At 64.6% G+C, this 12,441-nt stretch carries 11 protein-coding genes; 5 read left to right on the forward strand and 6 right to left on the reverse strand.

All coding sequences use genetic code 11. The features are described from left to right. Positions 1-36: 36 nt before the first annotated feature. Both AC0L3P_RS27915 and AC0L3P_RS27920 read right to left on the reverse strand, forming a co-directional pair. Positions 37-1,584, reverse strand: coding sequence for a hypothetical protein (locus AC0L3P_RS27915; RefSeq protein WP_473306919.1), 1,548 nt, complete (start codon positions 1,582-1,584; stop codon positions 37-39). Positions 1,585-1,677: 93 nt separating this feature from the next. Further along, a complete protein-coding gene (locus AC0L3P_RS27920; RefSeq protein WP_473306985.1) occupies positions 1,678-2,670 on the reverse strand; it encodes a hypothetical protein in 993 nt (330 codons plus the stop codon). Between the two features lie 289 nt (positions 2,671-2,959). On the opposite strand from AC0L3P_RS27920, the gene AC0L3P_RS27925 reads away from it, so the two are divergent. Then, entirely contained in the window at positions 2,960-3,331 is a 372-nt protein-coding gene (locus tag AC0L3P_RS27925) for a Crp/Fnr family transcriptional regulator (protein WP_035974430.1), read from the forward strand. After that, positions 3,328-4,140: an MBL fold metallo-hydrolase gene (locus AC0L3P_RS27930; protein ID WP_473306921.1), complete on the forward strand. Its 813-nt coding sequence runs from the start codon at positions 3,328-3,330 to the stop codon at positions 4,138-4,140. Before AC0L3P_RS27925 ends, AC0L3P_RS27930 begins: the two co-directional genes overlap by 4 nt. Before the next feature lie 208 nt (positions 4,141-4,348). Here AC0L3P_RS27930 and AC0L3P_RS27935 read toward each other — a convergent pair whose 3' ends face one another. From AC0L3P_RS27935 to AC0L3P_RS27945, 3 genes are all read right to left on the reverse strand, one after another. Then, positions 4,349-4,846, reverse strand: coding sequence for a TPM domain-containing protein (locus AC0L3P_RS27935; protein WP_473306924.1), 498 nt, complete (start codon positions 4,844-4,846; stop codon positions 4,349-4,351). A 3-nt stretch (positions 4,847-4,849) separates the two neighbouring features. Beyond that, complete coding sequence (locus tag AC0L3P_RS27940; RefSeq protein WP_275173624.1) at positions 4,850-5,743, reverse strand: TPM domain-containing protein; 894 nt, start codon at positions 5,741-5,743, stop codon at positions 4,850-4,852. 138 nt (positions 5,744-5,881) lie between these two features. Then, complete coding sequence (locus AC0L3P_RS27945) at positions 5,882-6,490, reverse strand: LemA family protein (RefSeq protein ID WP_275173623.1); 609 nt, start codon at positions 6,488-6,490, stop codon at positions 5,882-5,884. Between the two features lie 183 nt (positions 6,491-6,673). Between AC0L3P_RS27945 and AC0L3P_RS27950 the strand changes: the two genes are divergently transcribed. The 3 genes from AC0L3P_RS27950 to AC0L3P_RS27960 are packed head-to-tail and all read left to right on the forward strand — an operon-like array spanning position 6,674 to position 9,894. After that, on the forward strand, positions 6,674-7,528 hold the full coding sequence (locus AC0L3P_RS27950; RefSeq protein WP_275173622.1) for an enoyl-CoA hydratase: 855 nt from the start codon (positions 6,674-6,676) through the stop codon (positions 7,526-7,528). Between the two features lie 5 nt (positions 7,529-7,533). Beyond that, positions 7,534-8,682 carry an acyl-CoA dehydrogenase family protein gene (locus AC0L3P_RS27955; protein WP_275173621.1) on the forward strand — a complete coding sequence of 383 codons (1,149 nt, stop codon included), beginning with the start codon at positions 7,534-7,536 and terminating at the stop codon, positions 8,680-8,682. Positions 8,683-8,697: 15 nt separating this feature from the next. Next, positions 8,698-9,894 carry an acyl-CoA dehydrogenase family protein gene (locus tag AC0L3P_RS27960; RefSeq protein WP_473306929.1) on the forward strand — a complete coding sequence of 399 codons (1,197 nt, stop codon included), beginning with the start codon at positions 8,698-8,700 and terminating at the stop codon, positions 9,892-9,894. Positions 9,895-10,092: 198 nt separating this feature from the next. On the opposite strand, the gene AC0L3P_RS27965 is transcribed toward AC0L3P_RS27960, so the two are convergent. Then, positions 10,093-12,414: a xanthine dehydrogenase family protein molybdopterin-binding subunit gene (locus tag AC0L3P_RS27965; RefSeq protein WP_473306933.1), complete on the reverse strand. Its 2,322-nt coding sequence runs from the start codon at positions 12,412-12,414 to the stop codon at positions 10,093-10,095. Between the last annotated feature and the right edge of the window lie 27 nt (positions 12,415-12,441).

The raw sequence follows: 12,441 nt of genomic DNA on the forward strand, positions 1-12,441 counted from the left end.
TTCGGAAAACCGCTGCACACTTTTCCGGATCACGCGCTAACGCGTCTTGATGAAGCACATGCCGATGCGGCGCGAGGCCGCGGCAGCCTGACAGGTCAGCCCTTTAGCACAGCTCCATGACGTAAAACTCCTGTCGGCCGATCCCGATCCCGCATTTTCCAGGGAACAATGCGCGCCCCAACCATCCTGATATTCGGTCCCGGCCAGCTCAGTGCTGCCGCGGGTCTGCGGCCGGCTGGCAAAACCGCGTGAGAAATCAGGACGTTTGCCCGCGGCGATCGCGGTCAGGATGTCGCGGCGGCGGACCTGGTCGCCAAGAAAATGCGGGGAAGCCGGCACGATGGTGGCATTGGACGGCTTGTCCGCAAGCCAATCGACGCCCGGAAAATGAAAGCCGCCGATGCCGCGGGTCTGGTGGCAGCCGGCGCAACTGACGTCATTGAGGCGGCGCTGGAAGCCCGCGACGGAGCGGACGTTCAGCATGTCCCCGCGCGCAGCAGCTTGCTTCAGCGCACCAACTACGTCGTTCTCGGAGAAGACCGGCTCGCCTTGTCCCTCTCCATTGCCCTCCCCTTGCATCATCCCGAACTCGGGCTGCAACGGAGAAGCATCGAGGCCGGCTGGCGTCGGCACGATTGCAGCCTTGGCCAGGAATTTCTCGGGGATCAGCACCGTGCCGCGATCGAACTCACGAAGATGATCGGGCGCGAGCAGCCAATCCCTGAAGTCGCGCCGGAGATCATTATCGGCAAGAATACGGTTGCGGTCGATCTGGTTCTCCAGCGTCGATTCCGCGAACGTCTTCGAGACAGCGTCGTACTTGAACACCTTGAGCAGATAGTCGGAGCGGAAATCGTGCAGTGCCGATTTCGCTGCAACCGAGATCTGAATGTTGGTCTCGATGCGATCGAGCATCGCATCGTAAGGATGGAAGCTGCTGCCGATCAGCCCCTGCCAGTCGCCATTGCCGAGCCAGCGTCGCGCGACCTCGGCGCAGGTGATCGGCTTGCCGCTCGCATCCGTTTGCCGCGCATCGCGCGCTTTCATCACCAGATTGAGCGTCATCGGCAGCCGCGTTGCGGTCGTGCCGCCGTCCGGTTTGATCTCGAAACGCGCGAGACGATAGATCAGCCTGATCTCGCCGCAGGAATCTTCCGAGACATAGGCCCGGTCCATGCGGTTGACGATGCCGGCCAGCACGAAACGGGTGTCGCGGGATTTCAGATTGGACCGATCGAACAATTGTACGTCGAAGCCCTCGCCGACGCCGATGGTCTCGGTCGGATATGCCGCCTTCTGCCGGGCGACGTAGCGGTCGATCTCCGCGCCGATCGTGGGAGGAATCTCCTTGAGCTGGGACAACCACGAGAACATCAGATCGGTCGTCAGCGGAAAGTTCGCGTTCCCCTCCGGCCACAACAGGCGCGAGATCGTGAGTGCATCGTGCTGGTCGAGCTCGCGCAGAAGATCGGGATCGGTGATCGCCGTGCCGCGCGCCAGTTGCGCGTTCTCCGCGGCCAACGACGACAGGATGCCGCCGAGAAACACGGCGACGGCAACGAGAATTCGCAACGCGCGGCTCATGTCTCAGGTAACACCGCGCAGGGATGGCTATTCAAGCAAAAAGGCGCTTCACATGGTGGTGAAGCGCCTTTTCGGAAATCGGATAGCAGCCGCTCAGCGCGAGACGATCAGCCCCTTGCTGGTGACGACCACCCAGCGGCCGTCCTGACGGCGGATCGCATCGACACGGCCGACGCCGGGGATGGGGTCGCCGGCGTAGACCTCGTAGAGGCCACCGCGGCCCTCGATCAGCGCGCCGCCGTTGGAGACGTCGCGCAGCACCCAGCCTTCGACCGTCGGCAGCCGGCCGACCTCGGGCTTGGGCGCGGCGGGAGCCGGCGCAGCTGCGGCGGTCGCAACCTGGGTCGGCGCGATCGAGCCGGTGGTCTCCCTGGCTGGCACGGCGGCCGCGGCCTGGGCGGGAGCCGCCGGCGGGGTGGCGCGGAGCTTGTCGACGGTCTCCGACAGCTTCGCGATTTTGGCCATCGGCTCGGCCTGCGCCTTCTCGAGCTTGTCGAGGCGGTCGTTGGTGCGGTTGAACTGGCCGAGACCGGTCTTGGAGGTATGTTCTACGTTCGCCTTGAGCGCGACGACATCGGCATCGATCCGGGCGACCGAGGATTCCAGCGCGCTGGTGTCGGCAACCTGTGCCGGCGCGGGGCTTGCGAAGTGCATCATCCCTGCGGTCGCGAGCGCGCCGCTGATGGCGCCGACACTGGCCGCAATCGCCACCACCGCAGCCATCGCCGACAGGCGGCGCTTGCCGCCGGTCTCGCGCGGCTCGTCCGCCTTCACATGCGGGGCAAACTCTTCACGGTCCCAGGACCGCTCCGCGGGTGCCATGACGATGAGCTTGCCGGGCTTCGGCTCGGACTTGGTCTCGGCTTTGGGCTCAAGCTTGGCCTCGAACTTGGGCACCTCGATCCTTGACGCCTCGATTTTTGGCGGCTCGATCTTGACCGGGTCGGGCTTCACTGGATCAGGCTTGGGCGGCGTTTCGTGGTCGGGGGCAATCGAAGGGGCCTCGATCCCCGCAGCCTCGACGGCCTGCGGCGCGGTCGCGGCGGCTTCGACGACGCCAGTATCCTGGACGGCCTGCTCGGCCATTGGTTCGCTCACGGCTCAAATACTCCAGTCTCGGTTGACCTTTTGGTAACTTTCATTGCTTGCGAATTCCTTACCTGCGGACCCGCTTACCAAAATTTTAGGAACTCATCCGGGGCCGAATTGGGCCGGGAACGTGGAACCGGTGTGGCGCTGTGCAACAAATTGTCAGCCGATGCTGCTCTGCGGCAGGCCACGCTCCCGCCGAACGGGCTGTTTGCCCGCCCCTGTTACCCCGCTAACATGACTGTCCTGTCAGCCAGAACGGCTGCAGACGGCCCTTGGGGGTGTCATGACGATCGAGAAGTGCATCAACGAATTTGGCGTCGATGACATCATCTTCGAGGAAGGCTCGACCGGCCGCGAGCTGTACGTTGTCCTCGACGGCGAGGTCGAGATCGCCAAGATCAGCGGCGCCAGCAAGACCAGCATCATCAAACTCGGCAAGGGCGAATTCTTCGGCGAGATGGCCGTGATCGACGGCTCCGCACGTTCGGCGACCGCGATCGCGGCGGCACCGAACACCAAGGTGATGAGGGTCAACCACGCCCGCTTCGTCTATCTCGTCAGCCAGCAGCCGGCGTTTGCACTGATGGTGATGGATGCGCTGTCGAAACGCCTGCGCGCCGCCAACGCGGTCAGCTACCGGGCGGCCCAATCATGAGCGACGGCAAGCCCACGGCCTTTCCGGTCCTGATGAAGAACGACACCTGCTCGCTGATCCAGGCCGCGGACGACGTCTACCAGATCCGCTTCTCCAATCGCGCCGCCAACGTCTATCTCGTGCGCGGCTCGGCGCGGATCATCCTGATCGATACCGGGCTGTCCTCGAACTATGCGGCGATGGTCGAATGCCTGAACTTCGCCGGCTGCCCGCCGGAAAAGATCGACATGGTGGTGCTCAGCCACGAGCATCTCGACCACATCGGCGCGGCCTGGCACTTCAACGAGCGCCGCACCTTCGTCGCCGCCCATCGCCTCGCCGCCAACAAGATCATGCTGCGCGACGACTTCTCGATGCTGCGAAAGATGTTCAACGAGCCGAACGTACCTGTTAATATCGACATCTGGCTCGAGGAAGGCAATCTGATCGACCTCGGCAATTTCCGTCTCAACGTCATGCACACGCCAGGACACACGTCGGCCTGCATCACGCTGTTCGATCAGGACAAGGGGCTGCTGTTTGCCGCCGATACGCTCATGCCAGGCGGCGTGATGGGCGGCGTGTTCGGTTCGGGCAGCATCGCCGACTACATCGAATCGCTGGAGCGGCTCAAGGGATTGAACGCGAAGATCCTGCTATCAGGCCACGGCCGGCTGTCGGACACGCCGCAGGAAGACGTGCGTATCGCCATCGCGCGGTCGCACGGTCTATTGGAGGACACAGCACAATTGTTCGACGCGCTGGATGCGCGCTCGAATTTCGAGCCGATCATGCAGTCGGTGCGGGATTTGAACAAGCTGGATGATTAAATGCGCCGCGGGCGTCCGTCCGCGGGGCGAAGCACCGATGCCCCACAACGTCGTCCTGGCGAAAGCCAGGACCCATACCGCGATATCCATCGGTTGTACGCAGCAGGCGTCCCGAACGATGAATCTTCGCCAGACTTCTCCCTGGGGTAATGGGTCCTGGCTTTCGCCAGGACGACAGCGGGACTCCGTCACCGCCTGCTTGTAGCGGCTACATCACCACCGGTGCATCCGGCAGCTCGTTTGCATGCGGTCCTTGCGGCGGGAAATGCTTTGCCAGCTCCCGGGACACGGCCTCAATCCCGCCGATCACGCCGCGCTCGAACTGCCCCGAGGCGAACTCCGCCTCCATGGCGCGGCAGATGCTCTCCCATCCCTCGGCGCCAACCTTCGCATCGATACCGCGGTCGGCGATGATCTCGACGTCGCGGTCGGCGAGCAGCAGGTAAATCAGAACGCCGTTGTTGTGCGCGGTGTCCCAGATGCGCAGCTGCGAGAAGACGTCGAGCGCGCGCTCGCGCGCCGGCTGGTTGCGAAACAGGGCGCCGCCGTCGAGCGCGCCTTCGACCACGAAGCGAACCTGCCCGGAATGGCTGGCTTCGCCGCGCTTGATCGCCTGCTCGATGCGGTCGAGCACGCCCTTCGGGAACACCTGCTTGGCACGCCAATGGTGCTGGAGCAGATGCCGGGTGATGCGCCTGATGCTCATGACCTACCAGCTCCCCGAAGCACCGCCGCCGCCAAAGCTGCCGCCACCGCCACTGAAGCCGCCGCTCGACGACGACCCGCTGCTCCAGCCGCCGGATGACGAACCGCTCGACCACGAGCCGCGACGCGAGGATCCCGTGCCCGATCCCACCCCAAACAGATCGGCAATAAACGTCAGGACAGCGCCGAGCAAACCGACGCCCAGTCCGATCACCGCAGAGCCGATCACGAACCAGGCGATGACACCAACGATCGCTCCGGTGATCCCTGAACCGAACAGCCGCCCGAACATTGAGCGCAGGACGCCGCCGATGACCAGCGGACCGAACAGCAGGAAGAAAAAAAGCGGCTCGATGTCGTTCCAATCCCCGAAATTCACGCTGCGCGAGGGCGTCGGCAGCGGCTCTCCATCGATGACGCGGATCATGCGATCGACCCCCGCCGTGATGCCGCCAGCGAAATCGCCACTCCTGAATTTCGGCGTGATGGCTTCATCGATGATGCGCCGCGACGTGACGTCGGTGAGCGCGCCCTCGAGGCCGTAACCGACCTCGATGCGCAAATGCCGGTCGTTCTTGGCCACGACGAGGATGGCGCCGTCGTCGACCTTCTTGCGCCCGATCTTCCAGGCCTCAGCAACGCGGATCGCGAACTGCTCGATCGTCTCCGGATCCGTCGTCGGCACGATCAGGACGACGAGCTGGCTGCCCTTGCGGGTCTCGAAGTCCTGCAGCTTTTGCGACAACGCTGCGATGTCTCCGCTGGAGAGCGTGCCGGTCTGATCGACCACGCGGCCGGTGAGCTGGGGTACGGCCACATCGGCTGAGGCGGGAAGCGCAAAGGTGAGGAAGAATGAGAATGCGACGGCGACTATCGCTCGCCACACATGCGCTGTCATCGCCCGGCTCGACCGGGCGATCCAGTATTCCAGAGACGCCGGCGGGATACGGTGAAGCCGCGGCGTACTGGATTCCCCGCTTTCGCGGGGAATGACGGCGGTGGGTGGGGCTAGGCGCATGCGCAAAAAAGCGCGCACTTACTTCGACGGCGCGGGTGCCGGATTGAAATCGACCTTCGGTGCGGTCGAGATTGCCTTCTCGTTCTCGACCGAGAAGTTCGGCTTCTCCTTGTAGCCGAACATCATCGCGGTGACGTTGCTCGGGAACGAACGGATGGTGACGTTGTAGTCCTGTACCGCCTTGATGTAGCGGTTGCGCGCCACCGTGATGCGGTTCTCGGTGCCCTCGAGCTGCGACATCAAATCCTTGAACAGCGCATCCGACTTGAGCTGCGGGTAGTTCTCGGTGACCACCAGCAGCCGCGACAGCGCGCCGGAGAGCTCGCCCTGGGCGGCCTGGAATTTCTGGAATGCGGCGGGATCGTTCAGCACCTCGGGCGTCGCCTGGATGCTGCCGACCTTGGCGCGGGCATTGGTGACGCCGAGCAGCACGTCCTTCTCCTGCTGCGCAAAACCCTTCACCGAGTTGACGAGGTTGGGCACGAGATCGGCGCGGCGCTGATACTGGTTCACGACCTCGGACCAGTTGGCCTTGATCTGCTCGTCCTCGCTCTGGATCGCGTTATAGCCGCAATTGGTGAGGCTCAACGAGGCCAGCGCCGCCAGCACGGTCAGGATCTTGCGCATCAAATTTCTCCCGGTGGAATCGGACGCAAGCTACCAGATTGCATGCGCGAGATGCCAGACATCTTGCGTCCGGGCCGAGGCCGCGAAAAGCAGCCGATGTACGCAAGCCTCTTGCTTAATCCCGGCTGTAATAGTCAACTTGAGGGAACAATAATACCGGGTCGGGAACGCCAGGGGAACGCGATGAGTTCGTTCGAGACCATCCTCGTGGAGAGGCCGGAGCCGGCGATTGCCCGGATCGTGATGAACCGGCCCGACGCGCGCAACGCGCAGAACCTGCAAATGACCTACGATCTCAACGCCGCCTTCGATGAGGCGGTGCAGGACGATACGGTTAAGGTCATCATTCTCGCCGGCAATGGTCCGCACTTTTCCTCGGGCCATGACCTGCGACCCGGCAGCAAGAATGAAGCAGGCGTGGATTTTCCGCCGATCGGAAATTGGGGCGGCTTCGCTGAATCAAACGCCCATGGCCGCTTCGCGCGCGAGCAGGAGATCTATCTCCAGATCACGCGGCGCTGGCGCAACCTCGCCAAGCCCACGATTGCAGAGGTGCACGGCAAATGCATCGCCGGCGGGCTGATGCTGGCCTGGGCCTGCGATCTCATCGTCGCCAGCGACGACGCGCAGTTCTGCGATCCCGTGGTCACCATGGGTGTCTGCGGCGTCGAATGGTTCGTGCATCCCTGGGAGCTCGGCCCGCGCAAGGCCAAGGAATTCCTGTTCACCGCAGACAGCTGGAGCGCGCAGGAGGCGCATCAGCTCGGCATGGTCAACCGGGTCGTGCCGCGCGCGGAGCTTTCATCGCGCGTGCTGGAGCTGGCGCGCAAAATCGCTTCAAAACCGTCCTTTGCGCTGAAGCTGACCAAGGAAGCTGTGAACCGCTCGGTCGATGTCATGGGACAACCGGCCGCAATCGACCAGGCCTTTGCGCTGCATCAGCTCTGTCACGCGCATAATCTTCAGGAGTTCGGCATGGTGGTCGATCCATCCGGCCTGCACCCCTCCGTGCGCAAGCCGCCGGCGGCCGCGGAGTAGACGGGATGGATCTCAATCTCACCGACGAGCAACGGCTGCTGCGCGAAAGCGCGGAGCGCTTCGTGGCCGAAAGCTACGATGCCGATCACCGCCGCAAGATGGCGAACGACCCGCTCGGCTTCAGCCCGGCGGTGTGGACGCAATTCGCCGAACTCGGCTGGCTTGCATTGCCGATCGCGGAGGAGTTTGGCGGGCTCGGCGGCAGCGCGGTCGAGATCGGCATTTTAATGGAAGCATTCGGCCGCGGGCTGGTGTCGGAGCCGTATATCGCGACAGTCGTGCTTGGCGCTGCGTTGATCGAGCGATGCGGCAGCACGGCGCAGAAGCAGGCAATCCTGCCGAAGATCGCGGACGGATCGTTGAAGCTCGCGCTCGCGCATTCCGAGCGCGCGGCGCGGTTCGACCTTGCCAAGGTCGCAACCACCGCCCACAAGACGGCGCAAGGCTGGCGCCTTGCCGGCAACAAGATTGCCGTGCTCGACGGCCACGCCGCCGACGAGATCATCGTCTCCGCCCATATCCATGATCATCAGGGGCCATCGGCGCGGATCGGCCTATTCCTGGTGCCGGCGACGACGCCGAATGTTGCCATCTCCGACTACGAGCGCCTCGGCGGCGGGCGCGCCTGCAACATCGTGCTGTCGGATGCGCAACTGCCGGAGGATGCGTTGCTCGGCAATGGCCGCGACGCGCTACCGGCAATCGAATGGGCTGTTGACCGCGCCATGGCCGCGCTCGGTGCCGAGGCCGTCGGCATCATGCAGGTGTTGCTGGACACCACGCTGGAGTACACCAAAATCCGAAAGCAGTTCGGTCGGCCGCTCTCGGCCAACCAGGTGATCCGCCACCGCCTCGCCGACATGGCGGTGCAGGTCGACGAAGCGCGCTCGATGGCGCTACGCGCCGCGCTGAAGGTCGATGCCGATCCGGTCGAGCGCGCGCGGGCCGCCTCCGGCGCGAAGGCGAAGATCGGCAGATCCGGGCGCTTCGTCGGCGAGCAGGCGATCCAGCTTCACGGCGGCATGGGTGTCACCGAGGAGCTCGAGGTCGGCGCCTATTTCAAGCGGCTGGTCGCGTTCGACACGCTGTTCGGCGGCAGCGCCCACCATTATGGCCGCCACGCCCTGCTTGGCCGCACCACCGTGCCTGCCTGATACAAGGAGCGCATCATGGACCTGTCGTTCAATGCCGAGGAGCGCGCCTTCCAGGACGAGGTGCGCGGCTTCATTGCCAAAAATCTCACCGAAGAGATGAAGCGCGCGACTGCGCTGACGCCGTCGGTGTTCTCCGACCCCGATATCGGCATGGCCTGGCAGCGCACGCTGCACAAGCAGGGCTGGGGCGCGCCGGGCTGGCCGGTCGAGCATGGCGGTCCCGACTGGACGCCGGCGCAGCGCTGGATCTTCGAGACCGAAAGCGCGCGGGCCGGCGTGCCCAATGTCAACGTGATGGGCATGAAGATGGTCGGCCCCGTCATCATCGGCTTCGGCTCGCCGGAGCAGAAAAACTTCTACCTGCCGCGCATTCTCTCCGGCGAGGATTATTGGTGCCAGGGCTATTCCGAGCCGGGCTCCGGCTCCGATCTCTCGTCGCTGAAGACGCGCGCGGTGCGCGACGGCGACGACTACATCATCAACGGCACCAAGATCTGGACCACGCATGCCCACCACGCCAACCGCATGTTCGCGCTGGTGCGCACCAGCGACGGCCCGCGGCAGCAGGATGGCATCAGCTTCATCCTGATCGACATGAAGACACCGGGCATCACCACGCGACCCATCCTCACAATCGGCGGCGACCACGAGGTCAACCAGGTGTTCTTCGACGACGTGCGGGTGCCCGTGGCCAACCGCGTCGGCGAGGAAGGCAAGGGCTGGACCTACGGCAAATATCTGCTCGAGTTCGAGCGCGGCTCCGGCATCGCTTCGGCAAAATTGCGCGAGGGGCTGAAGGCGATCGCGGATCTCGCCGAGTCCGACCTGACGGGGCGCGCGATCGACAGCCTCGATATCGCGACGCGCATCTCCGAGGTCGAGGTCGACATCGACGCGCTGGAGATGACCGAGCTGCGCGTGCTGTCGGCATTGCAGACCGGACAGAATCCCGGTGCGGTGTCGTCGATCCTGAAGCTGCGCAATAGCGAGATCCGGCAGGCCGTGACGCGGCTCGGCGCCGACGTGATCGGCCACGACGCCCTCGCGGTCGAGCCGATGCGCCCGCTTTACAGGCTCAACCATGAGCCGCCGATGCCGGACGAGATGCTGACTGTCGTGCCGGAATATCTCAACGGCCGCGCCTATACGATCTTCGGCGGCACCTCGGAGATCCAGCGCGATATCATCGCGAAGATGATGCTGGGAATTTGAGGGGTACCGGCGCTACATTCTCGCTGTCGTCCCGGCCTGGTGCGCCATTGCGCACGGGGGGCCGGGACCCATACGCCGTGACGAAGTTGTAGCACGAAGCTGGTCACCACCAGCCGTCGCCAAATTGGACTCGGTGGTTATGGGTCCCGGCCTTCGCCGGGACGACAATTGTGATTGTTGCGACGGCGCAGACTACAACTACCCCACCTTCGCGTCCCGGATCGCCTGCCAGATCTTCTGCGGCGTCAGGGGCGTGTTGAGCTGGGTGATGCCGAGTTCGGCGAGCGCATCCATCACGCCGTTGGTGACGCAGGGGGGGCCGCCGATGGCGCCGGATTCGCCGCAGCCCTTGGCGCCGAGCGGATTTGTGCGGCAGGGCGCGGAATCGTCGAGCGTCACCACGATCGGGGGAACGTCGTCGGCGCGCGGGATGCAGTAGTCCTGATAGCTCGCGGTGAGGAGCTGACCGTCGGCATCGTAGGAGACGCCTTCGTACAGCGCCTGGCCGATGCCTTGCGCGACACCGCCATGGATCTGGCCGGTGACCAGCATCGGGTTCACGGCGACACCGACGTCGTCGACCGTGGTGTAGCGCACGACCTTGGAGACGCCGGTCTCCGGATCGATCTCGACCTCGCAGATATGGGTGCCGTTCGGCCAGCTCGGACCGTCCACTTCGCCTTCGGAATCGACGCTGAGTTTCGCGCCGCCTTCTTTCTCGGCAATGTCGAACAGGCTGATACGGCGGTCGGTGCCGACCACGGTGAGCATGCCACCCTGGTATTCGATGTCCTCGATCGAGGTCTCCAGCACGTTCGCCGCCTTCTCGCGCGCCTTCTGGATCAGATCGTTGGAGGAGACCGCGACCGCCGTGCCGCCGACGAACAGCGAACGCGATCCGACGCTGCCGAAGCCCGTCGCCAGATCCGTGTCGCCCTGGACCACGTCGATCTTGTCCATGGCAATGCCGAGCGTGTCGGAGATCATCTGGGTGTAGGTGGTCTGCAATCCCTGCCCCATCGCCATGGTACCGGAATGCAGAATGACGCGGCCTTCCGACGTCGCGTGCAGACTGACCTTTTCGGTGTGGGCGCGGCCGCCGGTCCATTCGATATAGGAGGTGAGGCCGCGGCCGTAGAGCAGGCCCTTCTTCTTCGCCGCCTTCTTGCGCGCGGCAAAGCCGTCCCAGTCGGCGAGCTTCACGGCGCGATCGAGCATGTGCGCGAAGGCGCCGGAATCGTAAACCTGCCCTGCGGCGTTGGTGTAGGGTAGTTGCGCAGGCTTGATGTAGTTGGCTTTCCGGATCGCGCGCGGATCCATGCCGATTTTCCGCGCGGCCGCGTCGAACAGGCGCTCGACGATGAACACGGCCTCCGGCCGGCCCGCCCCGCGATAGGCGCCGACGGGTGCGGTGTGGGTCATCACCGACTTCACCTCGAAATGCACCAGCGGCAGATCGTAGACGCCGGTCTGCACGAATGGCCCCAGCACCAGCGGAATGATGTTGGCCGCGCCCGAGGAATACGCGCCGGTACAGCCGATCGAGCTGACGCGATAGGCCAGCACCTTGCCCTTCTCGTCGAGCGCGAAGGAAGCGGTCGAGGTGAGATCGCGGCCGTGGGTGCCACCGACGAATTCGTCGGTGCGGTCGCCGCGCCAGCGGATCTTCTTGTTCAGCTTGGTTGCCGCATAGGCGACGATGCCGTCCTCGGGATAGAGGTTGGTCTTCTGGCCAAAGCCGCCGCCGATATCGCCGACCAGCACGCGAACGCTGTCCTTCGGACGCTTCAGCACGGCCTCGGCCAGCACGTCACGGGTCGAGGCGGGTGTCTGCGACTGCACATGCAGCAGAAGGCGGCCGGATTTCTTGTCGATCTCGGCAATGGTCGAGCGCGGCTCCATGGCCGACGGCACCAGGCGCTGGCTGACGAGATCGAGCTCGACGGTATGCGCCGCCCTGGCAAAAGCCTCGTCCACCTTGGCGGCATCGCCGTAGCTCATCGCGCCGACGATGTTGTCGGGCGCCTCCGGCCACACCACAGGCGCACCGGGTTTGACCGCCTCGACGGGATCGACCACGGCCGGCTGCACGTCATACTCGACCACGATCGCTTCGGCCGCGGTCTGCGCGTCGGCACGCGAGGAGGCCACCACGGCGGCCACGGCCTCGCCGGCGTAGCGCACGATTTCGTGCGCGAGCAGGCGGCGTGGCGGCACCGTCATCGGCTTGCCGTCGGGGCGCTTGAAGATGCTCAGCGTCGGGATGACGCCGATGTCGTCCTTGACGAGGTCGGCGCCGGTGTAGACCGCGGTCACGCCGGGCATTGCAGTGGCAGCGCCAGTGTCGATCGAGACGATCTTCGCGTGGGCATGGGGCGAGCGCAGCAGGTACAACCACAGCGCGCCATCTTCCGGCTTGTCGTCGATGAACTGCCCCTTCCCGGTGAGCAGTCGCTGGTCTTCCAAACGCTTGACGGGCTGCCCCGCTCCGAAACGCAAATTGCCGGGAAGAATGTTCATTCCGTGGGGTCCTCTAAGCCTCAAAGT

The organism is Bradyrhizobium sp. WSM4874, assembly GCF_055811835.1.

What these genes read in the sequence shown, in the direction of transcription:
- AC0L3P_RS27915 (WP_473306919.1), bottom strand. Translation starts at nt 1,584, where the DNA reads ATGAGCCGCGCGTTGCGAATTCTCGTTGCCGTCGCCGTGTTTCTCGGC.
- AC0L3P_RS27920 (WP_473306985.1), bottom strand. Translation starts at nt 2,670, where the DNA reads ATGGCCGAGCAGGCCGTCCAGGATACTGGCGTCGTCGAAGCCGCCGCG.
- AC0L3P_RS27925 (WP_035974430.1), top strand. Translation starts at nt 2,960, where the DNA reads ATGACGATCGAGAAGTGCATCAACGAATTTGGCGTCGATGACATCATC.
- AC0L3P_RS27930 (WP_473306921.1), top strand. Translation starts at nt 3,328, where the DNA reads ATGAGCGACGGCAAGCCCACGGCCTTTCCGGTCCTGATGAAGAACGAC.
- AC0L3P_RS27935 (WP_473306924.1), bottom strand. Translation starts at nt 4,846, where the DNA reads ATGAGCATCAGGCGCATCACCCGGCATCTGCTCCAGCACCATTGGCGT.
- AC0L3P_RS27940 (WP_275173624.1), bottom strand. Translation starts at nt 5,743, where the DNA reads ATGACAGCGCATGTGTGGCGAGCGATAGTCGCCGTCGCATTCTCATTC.
- AC0L3P_RS27945 (WP_275173623.1), bottom strand. Translation starts at nt 6,490, where the DNA reads ATGCGCAAGATCCTGACCGTGCTGGCGGCGCTGGCCTCGTTGAGCCTC.
- AC0L3P_RS27950 (WP_275173622.1), top strand. Translation starts at nt 6,674, where the DNA reads ATGAGTTCGTTCGAGACCATCCTCGTGGAGAGGCCGGAGCCGGCGATT.
- AC0L3P_RS27955 (WP_275173621.1), top strand. Translation starts at nt 7,534, where the DNA reads ATGGATCTCAATCTCACCGACGAGCAACGGCTGCTGCGCGAAAGCGCG.
- AC0L3P_RS27960 (WP_473306929.1), top strand. Translation starts at nt 8,698, where the DNA reads ATGGACCTGTCGTTCAATGCCGAGGAGCGCGCCTTCCAGGACGAGGTG.
- AC0L3P_RS27965 (WP_473306933.1), bottom strand. Translation starts at nt 12,414, where the DNA reads ATGAACATTCTTCCCGGCAATTTGCGTTTCGGAGCGGGGCAGCCCGTC.